The organism is Bradyrhizobium sp. CCBAU 53415, from assembly GCF_028128735.1.
Taxonomy (GTDB): domain Bacteria; phylum Pseudomonadota; class Alphaproteobacteria; order Rhizobiales; family Xanthobacteraceae; genus Bradyrhizobium.
This window is the reverse complement of record NZ_LBJF01000027.1, coordinates 1,131,824-1,147,374: the sequence shown is the minus strand read 5'-3', so window position 1 is coordinate 1,147,374 and position 15,551 is coordinate 1,131,824. Positions and strand designations below refer to the sequence as shown.

Below are 15,551 nucleotides of genomic sequence, written 5' to 3'. Positions count from 1 at the left end.
CCGGCGACAAAAAGTTGGCACCCGTGTCGGAATGGGCGCTCTTCATTCGTCCTTTGCTTCGAACACGGAGACAGCACATGGCCGACCTCACCCTGACCACCTTCAACTGGGTTCCCGAACCGCCGCGCGGCTTCGTGCGCGACCTTCGCGTGCGCTGGGCGCTCGAAGAGGCCGCCTTGCCATATCGCGTCGCCAGCGCGCCGTTCGACGATCGCGGGCCTGCGCATCTCGCGCATCAGCCGTTCGGCCAGGTGCCCTGGCTGACCGACGGCGACCTCTCGATCTTCGAGACCGGCGCGATCCTGCTGCATCTCGGCGGGCTCAGCGACAAGCTGATGCCCAGAGGTCCGCGCGGCCGCGCCGAGACGACGGAATGGGTGTTCGCGGCGCTCAATTCGGTGGAGATGGCCAGCCTGCCCTGGGGAATGTCGAAGTTCATGGGACATCCGACTGACACGGCGGCGTGGAAATTCGTGGACGACTTCCTCAAGCTTCGGCTCAAACATCTCGAGCCGGTGCTGGCCGGTCGCGAATGGCTGGCCGGCTCCTTCTCCGTCGCCGACATCCTGATGTCGGACGTCCTGCGCGTCGTCGACGGTTTCGGCGGGCTGGCGGACCATCCTGCCTGCCGCGCCTACGTCGCCCGCGCCACCGGCCGCCCCGCCTTCATCAAGGCGCACGCGGACCAGATGGCGCATTTTGCTGCGGCGGATAAGGCACGTGGGTCGTGATGCGGCTCACACATTCAATCCAGCTCTTGGCCTACAGAGTCGCCACCGCCGAATGAAGCAGTTCGCCTGAGTTTATTTCCGCCAAAAGGTGCCCCATGGCTCGCATCGAATATCTCAAGCAACAGATCGCTCGCGCCGAGCGGCTGGCCAAAGCCATCCTCGACCGGCAGACCGCCGACCGGCTTCAAGCCTTCGCCGCCGAATGCCACACGGAATTGTCGGAGCTGACGCTCAAGACCGCCGCGTGAGGCGTGCTGGCGCTGGTTGCGTCACACCAGCTTCAGCGGAGCATCGGCGACCAGGCGAAGGTCGATGCGTCCGATCAACGCCGCACGCCGCGCCTCCGCAGCACGAATCGCGTCATCCGTCTGCCGCAGCGTGCTCACATTCGAACCGAGCGAAACGATCCCGCCGAGAACCAGAGCGATTGATCCGAGCGCTGCAGTCTGCCCCGTGCCAAATAGGCCGAGGATCGTAACCAACAGCAGCGCTGCTCCCCCACCGATCGCGATCTTGGACGCCAGGATGTACTTCCGGCACCGCTCGGCGATCTCGGCGAGCGCCTCGATCCGATCTTCGATGTCGGAGATTTCATCTGTCGGATCGTCGTCAGTCATGGGGCTTCGGATTTGGGAGCTTGCTTACGAATGAAGCTAGCGCCAAGGGTTGTTCTTAGCCGGGTAGTTTCCCGCCAACCGATCTATAGAATTCCGCGAGTTGGTTCGCCAACAATGAGGCTAGCAAATCTTCCATTTTCGAGACATCGATCCGGCCACCATCGCGAAAAGCTAAATCGGCCGCATCCAAGGCATCGAAATAGGGCCGCCGGTTATCGACTATTTGATCTGGAATCGTCGGGGTGCCCGGCAAAAGAGTGCCAGCCCGAATTGAGAGCACAACGTACGAGACAATTCGGGAAGTGCGCCCATTCCCATCCGCGAACGGATGAATCCAGTTTAGCCGCCACATGACATAAGCAGCTAGATGAATCGGCGTGCTGAGTTCCCAGTTATCATTGACGTAGTCGCACATATCCTCAACGAGTTCTGGGACCAGATGTGCGCCGGCAGGCTCATGCTTGCTTCCCTCGATGGCAGCGCCACCAGGGCGATAGTTGCCAGCGTAAGAGCTAATGCCCGCCAAGGCTTCCCGTTGCAGACCGAGGATGAGCGAGGGACGGAGTTTGAATGAGCCCCGTTCAAGAGCAGTCTGGATCACGCCAATAGCCGCGTCGTACTGGCGGAACCCGTTCCGGGCTTCCGCTGCGGCCTTCGCTTGCGGATCTCTAATCAACTCAGGTTCGAGCGCCCGGCTATCACGCCGTTCGCGCCCTTCGCTTGTCACTTCTCTTCCTTGCTTTCCTTGGCCAAATTCTCGGCCTCACGATTCACCATTTCGCGCGTAATGAGCGCATTCTCGAAATGGGTGTTACCGTACACAAAGCTGCGCCGCTGCTCCTCCCGGTGTTCCGGGGTTGGATTTGCGGTTTTTGCAGCCTCGATGAGTTTCTTGAGAGCGTCAGTCATGTCGTCAATATAGTCGAATCGGCCCGACCGTACCACGCCATTTTTCTAGCGGGCCGACCTCCCCCCCTCACAGCGGCAGATTGTCGTGCTTCTTCGCCGGCATTTCCGTCTTCTTGTCCTTCAGCATCGCCAGCGCCCGCGCGATCCGCTTCCGCGTCGAGTGCGGCATGATGACGTCGTCGATGTAGCCGCGCTCGGCGGCGATGAACGGCGACAGGAAGCGGTCTTCGTATTCCTTGGTGCGCGCGGCGATCTTGTCGGGGTCGCCGATGTCGCTGCGGAAGATGATCTCGACGGCGCCCTTGGCGCCCATCACCGCGATCTGGGCGGTCGGCCAGGCGTAGTTCATGTCGGCGCCGATCTCCTTGGAGGCCATGACGTCGAAGGCGCCGCCATAGGCCTTGCGGGTGATGATGGTGACGAGCGGAACGGTGCACTGCGAGTAGGCGAACAAGAGCTTGGCGCCGTGCTTGATGAGGCCGCCATATTCCTGGCTCGTGCCCGGCAGGAAGCCCGGCACGTCGACGAAGGTGACGATCGGAATGTTGAAGGCATCGCAGAAGCGGACGAAGCGCGCGGCCTTGCGTGAGGCGTCGCTGTCGAGCACACCCGCCAGCACCATCGGCTGGTTGGCGACGAAGCCGACGGTGCGGCCAGCGATGCGGCCGAAGCCGGTGACGATGTTCTTGGCGAAGGCTTCCGCGATCTCGAAGAAATCGCCCTCGTCCACGACCTTCAGGATCAGCTCCTTCATGTCGTAGGGCTTGTTGGGATTGTCGGGGATCAGCGTGTCCAGCGACATGTCGACACGGCCGATGTCGTCGAAACTCGGCCATTCCGGCACGCCGTCGGTATTGTTGGACGGCAGGAAGTCGATCAGGCGCCGCATCTGCAGCAGCGTCTCGACGTCATTCTCGAAGGCGCCGTCGGCGATCGAGGAGCGCGTGGCGTGCACCGAGGCACCGCCGAGCTCCTCGGCGGTGACGACCTCGTTGGTGACGGTCTTCACCACGTCGGGGCCGGTCACGAACATGTAGCTGGTGTTCTTCACCATGAAGATGAAGTCGGTCATCGCGGGCGAATAGACGTCGCCGCCGGCGCAGGGCCCCATGATGACGGAGATCTGCGGGATCACGCCCGAGGCGAGCACGTTGCGGCGGAACACGTAGGAATAGCCGGCGAGCGCGGCGACGCCTTCCTGGATGCGGGCGCCGCCCGCGTCATAGAGGCCGATGATGGGCGCCCTCGCCTTCATCGCCATGTCCTGGAGCTTTGTGATCTTCAGCGCATGGGTCTCGGACAGCGAGCCGCCGAATACGGTGAAATCCTTGGCGAAGACGAATGTCTTGCGCCCGTTGACGGTGCCCCATCCGGTGACGACGCCATCGCCCGGCACCTTGGTTTTCTCCATGCCGAACTCGGTGGAGCGGTGCTCGACGAACATGTCGAACTCCTCGAACGATCCCTTGTCGAGCAGGAGCTCGATGCGCTCGCGCGCGGTCAGCTTGCCGCGGGCATGCTGCGCCTCGATGCGCTTCTCCCCGCCACCGAGCTTGGCGCCGGCGCGACGGTCTTCAAGGGCGTCCAGGATGTGTTTCATTTGCTCCCGCCAGTTCTTAAATGATGCGGGGTTCTAACACGGCATTTTGCAGGCCGGGAAGCGGCTTTCGGCGTCGCAGGGCTGCCCTGCCGCAGCGGGAAAGCGCAAGGAATTACAAAGTTTTGCCTGGGAGACGAGCATGACCGAAGGAACGGCCGGGACCGGCGCGGCGACAGGCGGTGTCAACATCCTGCTCCGGTTGGAGGGCCTGACCCTGTTTGCGGGGATGGTGATGCTCTACGCCGCCTGGGACGGGTCCTGGCTGGTGTTTGCCTTGCTATTCTTCGTGCCCGATCTGAGCTTCCTGGCATACCTGTCCGACGCCAAGTTCGGCGCGCTGGTCTACAACGCCGCTCACAGCTACATGGCGCCGGTGGCGCTGCTGACGCTGGGCTTCGGCCTCGCCTCGCCCCTCACTTTGTCCATTGCCTTGATCTGGCTTGCCCATATCGGCATCGACCGGGCGCTGGGCTACGGCCTGAAATATTCCGCCGGGTTCGGCTTCACCCATCTCGGCCGGATCGGCCGGCAGAAGGAGGCCTGACCGGCGCGCGCGCCCTTGCAATGACGTCGGTGCGAGAGCTGCGCTCGCAATAACGAGGACTTCCTTGCGGTCCGCAATAGGGCGCGATCACTACATACGCTAGATCGCGCCCATCTCGGCAAGGCAAGCTTGCGTCAGCGGCATGCGCTCGCCGATCAGGCGCGACTCCTTGCAATCCATGTTGAGCGCGAACACGGTGTGCGCCTCCCCCTTCTCGGCCCAGCCGACCATCCAGCCGAGCGACGGCTCGCCGCGCTCGGCACCCAGCAATCCGGACTTGGCGCGGATGACGCTGTCGCCGACCTTGGTCACCGGCAGGATGTCGGCGACGAGATCCTGACTGCGCTTGCTGATCGGCAGCACACGGCGACGCAGCCGGTCGACGAAATCGATCTGCTCGACCGGATCGATGCGCAGGGCGCCGGTGAGCCAGAACTGGTCGATGCCGCCGCCGATGTCGCGATTGCCGTAGTCGAACTCGTCGACATATTTCTGCATGCGCTCCTGCCCGATGCGGCGCGCGATCTCCTGATAGACCGGCACCGCGCTGACCGCGATCGCACTGCGCAGCGTGTGGTCCTTGTTCCAGGCCTCGATCGGACGCTTGACGCCGTCCCAGGCAAACACATCCTTGTCGGGGTCGGCGACCACGCCGGTCTCGAGCGCAATCAACGAGTTTGGAATCTTGAAGGTCGAGGCCGGCAGCTTGCCCTCACCCGAGCGCTCCTTGTCGCTGGCGACGATCAGATAGTCCTCGACCTTGTAGCCGACGAAGGTGCCTGATGTGCCGAGGTCGGTGAAGCGTTTCGCAAGGCTCTCACGGATTTCATTGCGCGGCGGCGCGACGTGGGCGCGCGCGCGGGATGGCAGGACCGCGGCTGCGGCAAGAAGACCGAGGGTGGAACGACGGGTGAGCAACAGCGATATCCGTGAGCAATGAAAGCCAGCGCGACCATGCAGCCGCTACGTGGTGAAACGATGACAGGTTGGTTTTACCGCCCCCGGCCCGACAGCCGCAGCACGAACACCAGCACCTCGGCAACGGCCTTGTAGAGATCCGGCGGGATCTCCTCACCTAGCTCGACCTTGGACAGCGCGCCGGCCAGGACTTCGTTCTCCTCGATCGGGATGTCGTGGGCCTTCGCGATCTCGACGATCTTTTCGCCGATCGTGCCCTTGCCCTTGGCGACGACGACAGGCGCGTTGGTGCCCTTCTCGTAATGGAGCGCGATCGCGAGCCTGGACGGATCGCTCATGTCGCGCGATCCAGGAAGTGGCCGGCGCGGGCAGGCGCCGGTTGCGGCGGCGTGCCGTCGCGGACCACGATGTCGCCGGGCGTGAGCTCGGCCCGCGTCAATGCCTGGCTGAGCTCGCCAATACCGGCACGGAGTTGCTGCGCCGTCGCCGGCCGCTCTGCCCACATCCGCACCAGGGTCTTGTCGCCGTTCAGCGTGATCAGCGCATGCACGGGACCCGCCGGCTCGACATCGAGCGAGAAGCGCGCGCGCCAGGCGCGCCTGGCGGGATCGGCGGAGTCATTGCCGCCATCGCGCGAGATCTCGAACTGGGCCATCGCGGTGCCCTGCGGAGTCGCGAACGGAATCTCGAAATTCCACTGCGGCACGGCCGGATCGACGCGGTGGCCGCCGGCGTCGGTGCGATCGGGGAGCGAGGCGACCTGGAGCAAGGTCTGCCGCGCGATCGCGGCGTCGGTGTCGCCGAGCAGGCGATGCACCGCGGTGGCCAACGGTGCATCCGGCGCGAGCGACGGCGAGGCGATCGGCTGGGGCACCGGCAATGCGCCGCGGAACGGCGGCGGCGTGGTCGCACGGGTGGCCGCCTCGAAGATGTGGCCGTCCGGCACGGCCTTGTTGGACCCTGGCACGTTGCCGATCATGCGCGGCAGGTTTTGCGTCATCTCCTGCAAGAGGCTGGCGGCAAGCCCTGCGGTCATGGTCCGCGGCATCGCGGCCTGCGCAACGCCGGCGGCAGCATCAGCCAGGACGGCGGCCGCTTGTGTGGCGCTGCGCGGCATTTGCTGAGGTTGCGCGATCTCGGTTTCTGATGAGGGCACGGCCCCGCCTGTCGGCTGAGCCGGTGCAGCTGCCGCCTGCGGCGTCCCCGCGGCGCTGGCGGGCATGGTGGCGCCTTGCGTATGCGGCGGGGGAGCTTCGAGCGTGGCCAGTGCCTGGCGCAGCACCAGCAGCGCCGCCTTCAGATCGGGCATTGCGCCGGACGACGGCGTCGCGCCCGCGGCCAGCGAGGCCTCGAGGAACAGCCCCGACCTCTGGAAAGCGGTTTCGATATCGCCGCCATCAAGCCCGGTGTTGAGCGGCGTCTGCTGCGCAAGCACGTCCAGCACCGCCTGCTTCAGGCCCGCGGGCAGATCGCTGCCGGTGACGACGGCGGCCAGATTGGCAAACAGCGGCGCCTGGCTGCCCTGCCTGGTGACGGCCTCGGCCGAAGCCGCCGTGACCGCGACCTGCTCCGAAGGCGTCAACGTACTGCGCGCTGCGCCCGCCGACGGCGCAAGCGGCGGGCTCTCCACCAGCGAGGCCGCACGCGGCGTCAGCGTGACCATATCGGCGGCCGCCTCCCCTGCTCCGCCGACGACGGCAAGGCGGACAGTGCCGTCGTTCTGTGACACCGCCAGCTGGAGATTTTGCCCGGGCGACAGCGCGACTTCCGACATCACGTCGAGGGATAGATTTGCGATCGCGATCCGCACCAGATTGTCGGCGAGGACGCTGACGACCCTGGCATCGACGACACTGCCGGCTTGAAGCACGAGATCGGGCGTGGCCGCATCAGCCAAGGGGCTGGCGGCGCTGACGGGAGCGATGGAGGTAACCGGCGTCGGCATCTCAGCGGCCTCTGGGAGCGCCGGCTACCGTAACGCTGCGTCGTAAACCTCTCGTTAAGGACCTGTGGTTGCGGACGGCTTTGTGGCCGCCAGCACCGCCACGGCGGCCTCGAAATCCCTGAGGCGGATGGCCCGGCGGCTAGCTGCCTCCTCGTCCACGCCCCATTGCTCGGCGTTCCAATCCTCATCGACATGAGCGGCGGCCCAGACCTGGCCGGCGTCCCGCGCGCCATGGGCCAGCGCCAGCGCCAGCAGCGCCGAGCCGCTCAGGGTCGTCACCACGTGAAGGGCCGCGACCGACCAGGCATCCCGCGGCAGCGCGGCGCGCGCCGCGCGAAGCGCCTCGTCCGGCTGCTTCACATGCATGATGCCCTCGGACAGGATGAAATGCGCTCCCAACGTCTCCGCCGCCCAGAACAGCACCGGATCCCAATGCGCGGCCTCGCGGGCGACCAGTCCCTCGGGATGGCCGGCACGATAGAACAGCAGATCAGACTCGAAATATTTGGCGAGATCGTCGCTGACGAGCTCGACGCGATCGACGACACCCTCCACCACGCTGTTGGCGATCCGCGTCAGCGGCATGGTCACGGGGTCGATCGTCTCGCCCTGGGCCGCCCATTCCGCGGCCACCGCATCGGCAAGATCGCGCGAAGGGACTACCACCCGACGACCGGACGGCGTACGGATCGGCTTGCCGTCGAGCGCAATGACATACCCGCCGTCGGCCTCGCTCACGCCCGCCTCCTTGTAGAAGCGCTTGCGCTGCGGCGGGCGCGCCGACTGGCGTGCCGCCTCGCGCGGATCGGGCGGGGTCTGCCCCGCAGCTTCGTCGAACAATTCGCGCATGTCGCTTTTTCGGTCCTGCCGCTGAATGCCAGGCTTTTAAGATAAGACCGGCAGCCGATAAAGCGAGCGGCCTGAGGGAACTTATGGGCCCTGTTCGCCGGGCTTCAACCGGTAGCGACAGGAGACCGAATCGACCCTAGTTCGCGCATCTGAGCGCATAGGTGCCGCGGTCGGCGGGGCCCAGCCCCGCGCCTGCGGCGTCCTCGAGGCACTTCGACACGCGATCGCTGAACGAATTGCGCGGGAACGGCCGGTAGTTGTGGCTCGGCCGCGCATCGATCTGCGGCATCTTCGGCACCTCGAGCTTCGGCGGCGGTGGCGGCGAAGGCGGCGGAACGACCTGTGTGGGGCCCGGCAGTATAATCTGTGCCTGAGCCGCCTGCCCCAAGACCTGCCCCAAGAGCAGTGCGGTGAAAACCATGAGACAGAGCGAGAACCGTTTCATGAGCGATATGTTGTGCTCCGACCACCCCCGTTCAACTTAACTATTCTTCAGGCGCGTTCTCGATCGGATCAAATCGGGTTGCATCCAGTCCGAGCAGGTTCCAGGACTGCTGCATGTGCGGCGGCAACGGCGCGGTGGCGTCGATGACACCGCCGCGCGGATGCGGAATGACGATGCGGCGTGCCAGGAGATGCAGCCGGTTCTGCAGGCCGCCCGGCAGCTGCCAGTTCTCGATGTTGAAATATTTGGGGTCACCGACGATGGGATGGCCGATATGGGCCATGTGGGCGCGCAACTGGTGGGTGCGCCCGGTGACCGGCTTCAGCGACACCCAGGTCAGCTTGTTGCCGGCGGTCTCCACCACCGCGTAATAGGTCACCGCGTGGCTGGCGCCCTCGTCGCCATGCTGGGCGATGCGCATGATGGTGTCGTCCTCGCTCTCTTCCTTGGCGAGGAAGGTCGAGATGCGTCCCTGCTTGGGCTTCGGCAGGCCCGGCACCAGCGCCCAATACACCTTCCGCGCCGACCGCGAGCGGAACGCGCCGGTCAGATGCGAGGCGGCAAAACGCGTCTTGGCGATCAAGAGACAGCCGGACGTCTCGCGATCGATGCGGTGCACGAGGCGCGGCTTCTGGCCCTTGGCATCGCGCATCACCTCCAGCATCTGGTCGATGTGCCGCGTCATGCCCGAGCCGCCCTGCACGGCAAGGCCGGCCGGCTTGTTCAGCACGAGCACGTCGTCGTCCTCAAAGATCGTCATCTCCTTCAGCGCCTTGAGCGTCTTCTGTGCCGCCTCCGACAGCTCCCCCACAGCCTTCGGCGCGTCGAGCTTCAGCGGCGGAATGCGGACGCTCTGGCCCTCCTCCAGACGGTCCTTGCTGTCGACGCGCTTGCCGTCGACGCGCAGTTCGCCTTTGCGGACGACGCGCTGGATGTGGGAGAACGACAGGCCGGGAAAGCGCGCTTCGAGGAAGCGATCGACGCGCATGTTGTTCTCGTCGGCCGTCACGGTGACGGTCTGCACCTTGGTCGGCAGCAATGCTTCGACGGGCTTCTCCGGCGCGGGCCTGTCCTGGGGGACTTTGGGCGGCCGCCGCTCGGCACGCTCGGGGGCACGCCGCTCGGCACGCTCTCCGGCAAAGCGCGGCGGCTTGCCGCCCGGACGCGGCCCGGCCTTCTTCGCGCTGCGCGCGTGATGCGGACGAGCGTCCTCGCGCTCGTCACGCGAGCGGGGCTTTGGATTCATTCTCTTGATGCGGCGGCTCATGCGGTTTTTCCAAGCTTTCGTGTCGACTGCGCGTTGGCGCGGCGGGGCAGCGACGCAACCTGCGCGCCCACCTCCTTCTCCGCCAGCCGCAGCTCATATTGCTGTTGCAGGTTCATCCAGAATTGCGGGCTCGTGCCGAACCAGTGACCAAGGCGCAGCGCCGTATCAGCAGTAATGCCGCGCTGTCCGTTGATGATGCCAGTGATACGATTGACCGGCACATCGATCTGACGCGACAGCTCCGCGGCTGTAATGCCGAGTTCGCGTAGTTCTTCGGCGAGGTGCTCACCGGGATGTGTGGGTGTCTGGGGCATGGGAATTCCCCCGCCGAGTAGCAAGATTTACGTGTTACGTAAACCGTAAATGTACACCCTGCGGCGAGCCACAGCTCTACTTCCCGCCCCGCTCATTGCGCAGCTTAGCCCAGTAATCCAGCCGCTTCCGGATCTCCCGCTCGAAGCCGCGTTCGGGCGGGTCGTAGAAGGTCTGGCGGCCCAGGGCTTCCGGGAAGTAGTCCTGGCCGGAGAAGGCATCGGGGGCGTCGTGGTCGTATTCATAAGCCGCGCCGTAGCCTTCGGACTTCATCAGCTTGGTCGGGGAATTGAGGATGTGCTTCGGCGGCAGCAGCGAGCCGGCCTGCTTGGCGACTTGCATCGCCGTGCCGAAGGCGGTGTAGACCGCGTTCGATTTCGGCGCAGTGGCGAGATAGACGACGGCCTGCGCGATCGCGAGCTCGCCTTCGGGATGGCCGAGGAAGTCGAAGGCATCCTTGGCCGCATTCGCGATGACGAGCGCCTGCGGATCGGCAAGCCCGATGTCCTCCACCGCCATGCGCACGACGCGGCGGGCCAGGAACAGCGGGTCCTCGCCGGCGTCCAACATCCGCGCGAGATAATACAGCGCCGCGTCGGGATCGGAGCCGCGCACCGATTTGTGCAGCGCCGAGATCAGATTGTAATGGCCGTCGGCCGACTTGTCGTAAATCGGCGCGCGGCGTTGCAGGATGTCCTGCAATTGCGCCGCATTGAAGATCTCGTCCGCGCGCGCCGAACGCCAGACCTCCTCGGCGAGCGTCAGCGAGGCGCGGCCGTCGCCGTCGGCCATGCGCACCAGCACGGCGCGCGCCTCCGCATCGAGCGGCAGCTTCCTGCCCTCGACCGCCTCGGCATGCGCGAACAGCTTTTCGATCGCGGCGGCGTCGAGCGAGCGAAACACCAGCACGCGCGCGCGGGACAGAAGCGCCGCGTTGAGCTCGAAGGATGGATTTTCGGTGGTGGCGCCGACCATGACGACGGTGCCGTCTTCCATGACGGGCAGGAAGGAATCCTGCTGGGCGCGGTTGAAGCGATGCACCTCGTCGACGAACAGCAGCGTGCCCTTGCCCATCTCGCGGCGGGCGCGCGCGGCATCAAAGGCCTTCTTCAGATCGGCGACGCCGGAGAACACGGCCGAAATCTGCTCGAAATGCAAATCCGTTGCGTCCGCCAGCAGCCGAGCCACCGTGGTCTTGCCGGTGCCGGGCGGGCCCCAGAACACCAGCGATCCGAGCGTGCGCGTCTCCAGCATGCGCGTCAATGCACCGTCGGGGCCGAGGATGTGGTCCTGGCCGACGACCTCCGAGAGCGCGCGCGGGCGCAGCCGGTCCGGCAGCGGATGCGGAGCCTCATGGTCGAGCCCCGCCGCGGCAAAGAGAGTCGGCGTCTGTTGTGGTCGCTTCGGACTCATCCGCCCAGCGTGACGTTGATCTGCTGGCCGCCGCGCACCAGCGTAATGCGCCAGATCCGCGGCCGTTCGCCCGCGGCCTTCTCGAGGTCGCTGGTCTTGCCGATCTTCAGGTTGTTGACGGCGAGGATGATGTCGCCCTTCTGGAAGCCGACGCTCGCGGCCGCGGTATCACCGCCCACATCGGTGATGACGACGCCTTCGGTGTCGGCGTCCAGATGCAGTTCGTCAGCGACCGCCGGCGTGATGGTCGAGACCTTCGCGCCCTGGAACGGCGAGCGCGCGGTAACGACGAGTTCGTTGCGGCCGATGTCGGGCGCAGTTTCCAGCGCCACTGTCAGCTTGAGCGGCCTGGTGCCGCGCTGCACGTCGATCTGCGCGGTGCCGCCGAGGGGACGGGTCGCGAAGCGGTAGTCGAAGGCGTTGGGATCATCCACGGTCTGGCCGTCGATCCCGGTGATGAGGTCGGAGGATTTCAGGCCCGCCTTCGCTGCGGGGCCATTGGGCACCACGCTCGCCACCAACGCACCGGTCGGCGAGCGCAGGCCGAGGCTCTCCGCGATCTCGGGCGTCACCGCCTGCAACTTTGCTCCCAGCCACGGCCGCTTCACCGCCTTGCCGCCGCTCTTGGCGGAGGCGACGACGACGCGCACCATGTTGGATGGAATCGCGAAGCCGATGCCTTGCGAGCCGCCGGAGCGCGAATAGATCGCGGTGTTGATGCCGGCGAGCTTGCCGCTCATGTCGACCAGCGCGCCGCCGGAATTGCCGGGATTGATCGGCGCATCGGTCTGGATGAAGAACTGATAATCGGTGATGCCGACTTGCGTGCGCGCCAGCGCCGAGATGATGCCGTGGGTCACGGTCTGGCCGACGCCGAAGGGATTGCCGATTGCGAGCACGACGTCGCCGACCAGCAGCTCATCCGAATTGGTGAGGTCGAGGGTCGGGAATTTCTCCTTCGTATCCTTGAGGCGCAGCACGGCGAGATCGGTACGCGAATCCTTCAGCAGGATCTCGGCCTCGAACTCGCGCTTGTCCGACAGCGATACCTTGACCTGGTCCGCACCTTCGATGACGTGGACGTTGGTGACGACGAGCCCGGAGGCATCGACGATGACGCCGGAACCGAGCGAGCGCTGCATCTGCTCGGGCTGCTGACCCGGCACGCCGAAGAAGCGGCGGAAGATCGGGTCGTCCAGCAGCGGATTGCGGTTCTGCACCACCTTGGCGGCATAGACGTTGACGACCGCCGGCTGCACCCGCTGCACGATCGGCGCATAGGACAGCCGCAGCTCGACAGGCGACGACGGGAGGCGACGGTCCTGCGCCGAGGCCGGATTGAAATGGGCCGGAAAGGCTATGCACAAGGCCGTGACGACGGCGGTCCAGGTCGATCGAAACATTCCTACCTCTTGGAAAAGACGCCGGAATATAGGCGCGTTCGCCCCTCAATAGAAGGGCGCAGGGCGGCAATATTCGGCCTCATTCCGGTGTCTCCCGAATGCAAGCCCGGCGTGCGAAAGCGACCGCTTGCCTGTCGTCGCGGATTGGCATGACACGCGTCATCTTGCATGCTCGCTCCCAGCGGATTCGGTTGCGGCGAATTTGCATCAGCGGGAACCAGCGCAACCGGCGGCGCGCCGTCGCGCGGCAGTCATCGACCGTTCTTAGGCTCTGCGCTGACGACTTGGGGAAGTTGGTCCAACCGATGGAGTGATGATGTGAGCAGGACAAGGATTGCAGCGACCGCGATTGGTCTCGCCGGCGCACTGGCGGCTTCGCAGGCCCAGGCCCAATCGGCAACCAACAGCGAGCAGGAGATCGCGCTGTTGAAGCAGCAGTTGAAGATGCTCGAGCGAAAGCTCGACAAGCTTCAGAGCCAGACGGCGGCGAACGCCGCGGCTACCGCGAAGGCGAAAGCCGAAGCCAAGGCGGAGGCGCGCTCGGAGGCGAAGGCGGTGGTCGCCAACGCGAACGCGGCGATCCCCGTCAAGGGACCCGCGCCGGCATCCGGCGTCGTCGTGACGATGCCGAACAACCGGCCGACGATCTGCACCGCCGACCAGGCCAATTGCGTCGCCATCACCAGCCGCCTGCATTGGGATGTCGGCGGCTACGATTATCGTCCCAACACCGCAGCGACCGTGCCGCAGAGGCTCAACAGCGGTCAGAACGTCCGCCGCGCGCGCATCGGCGTCGCCGGCAAGTTCTTCAACGACTGGAACTTCGCGCTGGTCTACGATTTCGGCGGCTCCTCCGACGGATTTGGCGGCGCCGCGCCAGGATCGCTGCCGGGCGGCGGCGTCGCCGGCGTCGAGAACGCCTATCTCAGCTACACCGGCCTGAAGCCGTTCGGCGGCAAGATGGCGATCGAGGCCGGCATCATGGATCTGCCCTACACCATGGACGAGGCCACGAGCTCCAACGATATCCTGTTCATGGAGCGCGCCTCACCCGGTGTGATCGCGACCAACATCGCCGCCGGCGACTTCCGTTCCGCAGCCGGTGCGCGCTGGTTCAACGACCAGCTCTGGATCGGCGGCTATGTCACGGGACCGTCGACCGGCGCGATCCATTCCGCCTCGAGCGCTTCGCCGCCGGGCACGAGCGAGCAGTACGGCGCGGTGGCGCGCGTCGCCGGCAATCCCATCAGCGGCAGAGACTACTCGGTACATATCGGCGCCGACGCGCAATGGCTGATCCAGCCGCCGCGCAATCTGATCGCCAACACGCAGACGCTCGCGCTCAGCGATCGTCCGGAATTGCGTCTCGACCCGACGACCCTGATTTCGACCGGCGCCATGGCCAATGTTTCGGGGGCACAGGTCTACAGCGTCGAGGCGGCAGCGACCTACGGGCCGCTCATCGTCCAGGGCGAGTATTTCTGGTACAACGTCGACCGCACCGCCAACACCGGCGTGCCGCTGGTCGGCGCACCGAGCCTGAAGTTCCAGGGCGGCTATGCGCAGGCCGGCTACGTGCTGACTGGTGAGGGGCGCACCTACAACGCGGCGAGCGCGGCCTATAGCGGCGTCAAGCCGGCGCATCCGTTCTCGCTCGACGGCGGCGGCTGGGGTGCGTGGGAAATCGCCGGGCGCTTCTCGACGGTCGACCTGAACGATCAGCTTGCAACGGCGAGCGGCATCGCCGGCGGGCGGCAGACGGTCTATACGCTCGCGCTCAACTGGTATGTCAACGGCAACGTCCGCTTCATGCTCGATTACCTGCACGGCACGGTGTCGCGACAGGCTTCGCCGGTCTCGACCGCAGACGTCGGCTCGAAGTTCGATGCCGTCGCAATGCGCACGCAGTTTGCGTTCTGAGGCCAGGCTACACTCGTCGTCCCGGGGCGTGCGCAAGCACGAACCCGGGACCTATAGCCACAGGATGAGATTGGGCGAAGGCTCGAAGTTGCCAGCTGGCGCCACAACGTCTCCTGGGGTTATGGATCGCTGCGTTCGCAGGGACGACACCCAGAGCTCGGCGAGCTGACTCAAAATTTCACGCCGCACGCTTCTTCTTCACGACCACCGGCGGCGGCGCGCAGGACAGCCGCTCCTGGTGACGCTCGCCCCAGGCCTTCAGGATGTCGATGACCGGCTTGAGGCTCTCGCCGAGCTCGGAGAGACAATATTCCACCCGCGGCGGCACTTCGGCATAGACCTTCCGGATGACGAGCTTGTCCTCCTCCAGCGCGCGAAGCTGCTTCGTCAGCATGCGCTGGGTGATGCCGGGCATCCGGCGGCGTAATTCGCCGAAGCGCTGGGTGCCGCTCTGCAGGTGATAGAGGATCACCCCCTTCCACTTGCCGTCGATCAGATCCAGCGTCGCCTCGACCGAGCAGCCGGGCCGACGGGCAAAATTGCGCCGTTTCATGCGTGGCTTCCCAATAGTATCCAAACAGGGACTATATCCCCGAATTTACAGTACTTGCCAAATCGGAGCCAGGGCGACAGTTAGCGGGTCGGGCGCCCCTGCCAAGCCGGGGCGCCATCTGATGG

General features: G+C 65.5%; 18 protein-coding genes. 4 read left to right on the top strand and 14 right to left on the bottom strand.

The annotated features are described in order from the left end of the window. The first annotated feature begins 77 nt into the window (after window positions 1–77). Both XH87_RS33470 and XH87_RS33465 read left to right on the top strand, forming a co-directional pair. Window positions 78–731: a glutathione S-transferase family protein gene (locus XH87_RS33470; RefSeq protein ID WP_271590497.1), complete on the top strand. Its 654-nt coding sequence runs from the start codon at window positions 78–80 to the stop codon at window positions 729–731. A gap of 95 nt (window positions 732–826) precedes the next feature. Further along, complete coding sequence (locus XH87_RS33465; protein ID WP_271590496.1) at window positions 827–979, top strand: hypothetical protein; 153 nt, start codon at window positions 827–829, stop codon at window positions 977–979. Window positions 980–1,000: 21 nt separating this feature from the next. Here the strand turns inward: XH87_RS33465 and XH87_RS33460 are convergent, their stop codons facing one another. From XH87_RS33460 to XH87_RS33445, 4 genes are all read right to left on the bottom strand, one after another. Next, the gene (locus XH87_RS33460; protein ID WP_271590495.1) at window positions 1,001–1,348 is read right to left on the bottom strand and encodes a hypothetical protein; all 348 of its coding nucleotides are present in this window, start codon (window positions 1,346–1,348) and stop codon (window positions 1,001–1,003) included. A 55-nt stretch (window positions 1,349–1,403) separates the two neighbouring features. Next, window positions 1,404–2,075, bottom strand: a complete 672-nt coding sequence (locus tag XH87_RS33455) for a Fic family protein (protein WP_271590494.1) — start codon at window positions 2,073–2,075, stop codon at window positions 1,404–1,406. Next, window positions 2,072–2,257 carry a hypothetical protein gene (locus XH87_RS33450; protein WP_271590493.1) on the bottom strand — a complete coding sequence of 62 codons (186 nt, stop codon included), beginning with the start codon at window positions 2,255–2,257 and terminating at the stop codon, window positions 2,072–2,074. The genes XH87_RS33455 and XH87_RS33450 overlap by 4 nt, the downstream gene beginning before the upstream one ends. Before the next feature lie 67 nt (window positions 2,258–2,324). Further along, the gene (locus tag XH87_RS33445) at window positions 2,325–3,857 is read right to left on the bottom strand and encodes an acyl-CoA carboxylase subunit beta (protein WP_271521724.1); all 1,533 of its coding nucleotides are present in this window, start codon (window positions 3,855–3,857) and stop codon (window positions 2,325–2,327) included. Between the two features lie 139 nt (window positions 3,858–3,996). Here XH87_RS33445 and XH87_RS33440 point away from each other — a divergent pair, with 139 nt between their 5' ends. Then, window positions 3,997–4,401 carry a DUF4260 domain-containing protein gene (locus XH87_RS33440; protein ID WP_271590492.1) on the top strand — a complete coding sequence of 135 codons (405 nt, stop codon included), beginning with the start codon at window positions 3,997–3,999 and terminating at the stop codon, window positions 4,399–4,401. A 99-nt stretch (window positions 4,402–4,500) separates the two neighbouring features. Here XH87_RS33440 and blaOXA read toward each other — a convergent pair whose 3' ends face one another. The 9 genes from blaOXA to XH87_RS33395 all read right to left on the bottom strand — a co-directional run bounded on the left by blaOXA (window position 4,501) and on the right by XH87_RS33395 (window position 12,953). Next, window positions 4,501–5,319 carry a class D beta-lactamase gene (blaOXA, locus tag XH87_RS33435; protein WP_271590491.1) on the bottom strand — a complete coding sequence of 273 codons (819 nt, stop codon included), beginning with the start codon at window positions 5,317–5,319 and terminating at the stop codon, window positions 4,501–4,503. A 74-nt stretch (window positions 5,320–5,393) separates the two neighbouring features. Next, on the bottom strand, window positions 5,394–5,657 hold the full coding sequence (locus tag XH87_RS33430; RefSeq protein WP_035709619.1) for an EscU/YscU/HrcU family type III secretion system export apparatus switch protein: 264 nt from the start codon (window positions 5,655–5,657) through the stop codon (window positions 5,394–5,396). After that, window positions 5,654–7,264: a flagellar hook-length control protein FliK gene (gene fliK / locus XH87_RS33425; protein WP_271590490.1), complete on the bottom strand. Its 1,611-nt coding sequence runs from the start codon at window positions 7,262–7,264 to the stop codon at window positions 5,654–5,656. The genes XH87_RS33430 and fliK overlap by 4 nt, the downstream gene beginning before the upstream one ends. 54 nt (window positions 7,265–7,318) lie before the next feature. Continuing rightward, window positions 7,319–8,113, bottom strand: coding sequence for an ATP12 family chaperone protein (locus XH87_RS33420; protein ID WP_271590489.1), 795 nt, complete (start codon window positions 8,111–8,113; stop codon window positions 7,319–7,321). A 136-nt stretch (window positions 8,114–8,249) separates the two neighbouring features. After that, entirely contained in the window at window positions 8,250–8,558 is a 309-nt protein-coding gene (locus tag XH87_RS33415) for a hypothetical protein (protein WP_271590488.1), read from the bottom strand. A 40-nt stretch (window positions 8,559–8,598) separates the two neighbouring features. Continuing rightward, window positions 8,599–9,825: an RluA family pseudouridine synthase gene (locus XH87_RS33410; protein ID WP_271590487.1), complete on the bottom strand. Its 1,227-nt coding sequence runs from the start codon at window positions 9,823–9,825 to the stop codon at window positions 8,599–8,601. Continuing rightward, entirely contained in the window at window positions 9,822–10,139 is a 318-nt protein-coding gene (locus XH87_RS33405; RefSeq protein ID WP_035709610.1) for a HigA family addiction module antitoxin, read from the bottom strand. The genes XH87_RS33410 and XH87_RS33405 overlap by 4 nt, the downstream gene beginning before the upstream one ends. A 76-nt stretch (window positions 10,140–10,215) precedes the next feature. Next, on the bottom strand, window positions 10,216–11,550 hold the full coding sequence (locus tag XH87_RS33400; protein WP_271590486.1) for a replication-associated recombination protein A: 1,335 nt from the start codon (window positions 11,548–11,550) through the stop codon (window positions 10,216–10,218). After that, a complete protein-coding gene (locus XH87_RS33395) occupies window positions 11,547–12,953 on the bottom strand; it encodes a DegQ family serine endoprotease (RefSeq protein WP_271590485.1) in 1,407 nt (468 codons plus the stop codon). Before XH87_RS33395 ends, XH87_RS33400 begins: the two co-directional genes overlap by 4 nt. A gap of 318 nt (window positions 12,954–13,271) precedes the next feature. On the opposite strand from XH87_RS33395, the gene XH87_RS33390 reads away from it, so the two are divergent. After that, a complete protein-coding gene (locus tag XH87_RS33390) occupies window positions 13,272–14,873 on the top strand; it encodes an OprO/OprP family phosphate-selective porin (RefSeq protein ID WP_271590484.1) in 1,602 nt (533 codons plus the stop codon). Between the two features lie 178 nt (window positions 14,874–15,051). Here the strand turns inward: XH87_RS33390 and XH87_RS33385 are convergent, their stop codons facing one another. After that, window positions 15,052–15,426, bottom strand: coding sequence for a winged helix-turn-helix transcriptional regulator (locus tag XH87_RS33385; RefSeq protein ID WP_271590483.1), 375 nt, complete (start codon window positions 15,424–15,426; stop codon window positions 15,052–15,054). Window positions 15,427–15,551: the final 125 nt, after the last annotated feature.

What these genes read in the sequence shown, in the direction of transcription:
- XH87_RS33400 (WP_271590486.1), bottom strand. Translation starts at nt 11,550, where the DNA reads ATGAGTCCGAAGCGACCACAACAGACGCCGACTCTCTTTGCCGCGGCG.
- XH87_RS33405 (WP_035709610.1), bottom strand. Translation starts at nt 10,139, where the DNA reads ATGCCCCAGACACCCACACATCCCGGTGAGCACCTCGCCGAAGAACTA.
- XH87_RS33415 (WP_271590488.1), bottom strand. Translation starts at nt 8,558, where the DNA reads ATGAAACGGTTCTCGCTCTGTCTCATGGTTTTCACCGCACTGCTCTTG.
- XH87_RS33385 (WP_271590483.1), bottom strand. Translation starts at nt 15,426, where the DNA reads ATGAAACGGCGCAATTTTGCCCGTCGGCCCGGCTGCTCGGTCGAGGCG.
- XH87_RS33410 (WP_271590487.1), bottom strand. Translation starts at nt 9,825, where the DNA reads ATGAGCCGCCGCATCAAGAGAATGAATCCAAAGCCCCGCTCGCGTGAC.
- XH87_RS33395 (WP_271590485.1), bottom strand. Translation starts at nt 12,953, where the DNA reads ATGTTTCGATCGACCTGGACCGCCGTCGTCACGGCCTTGTGCATAGCC.
- XH87_RS33420 (WP_271590489.1), bottom strand. Translation starts at nt 8,113, where the DNA reads ATGCGCGAATTGTTCGACGAAGCTGCGGGGCAGACCCCGCCCGATCCG.
- XH87_RS33440 (WP_271590492.1), top strand. Translation starts at nt 3,997, where the DNA reads ATGACCGAAGGAACGGCCGGGACCGGCGCGGCGACAGGCGGTGTCAAC.
- fliK (WP_271590490.1), bottom strand. Translation starts at nt 7,264, where the DNA reads ATGCCGACGCCGGTTACCTCCATCGCTCCCGTCAGCGCCGCCAGCCCC.
- XH87_RS33445 (WP_271521724.1), bottom strand. Translation starts at nt 3,857, where the DNA reads ATGAAACACATCCTGGACGCCCTTGAAGACCGTCGCGCCGGCGCCAAG.
- XH87_RS33470 (WP_271590497.1), top strand. Translation starts at nt 78, where the DNA reads ATGGCCGACCTCACCCTGACCACCTTCAACTGGGTTCCCGAACCGCCG.
- XH87_RS33460 (WP_271590495.1), bottom strand. Translation starts at nt 1,348, where the DNA reads ATGACTGACGACGATCCGACAGATGAAATCTCCGACATCGAAGATCGG.
- XH87_RS33450 (WP_271590493.1), bottom strand. Translation starts at nt 2,257, where the DNA reads ATGACTGACGCTCTCAAGAAACTCATCGAGGCTGCAAAAACCGCAAAT.
- XH87_RS33465 (WP_271590496.1), top strand. Translation starts at nt 827, where the DNA reads ATGGCTCGCATCGAATATCTCAAGCAACAGATCGCTCGCGCCGAGCGG.
- XH87_RS33430 (WP_035709619.1), bottom strand. Translation starts at nt 5,657, where the DNA reads ATGAGCGATCCGTCCAGGCTCGCGATCGCGCTCCATTACGAGAAGGGC.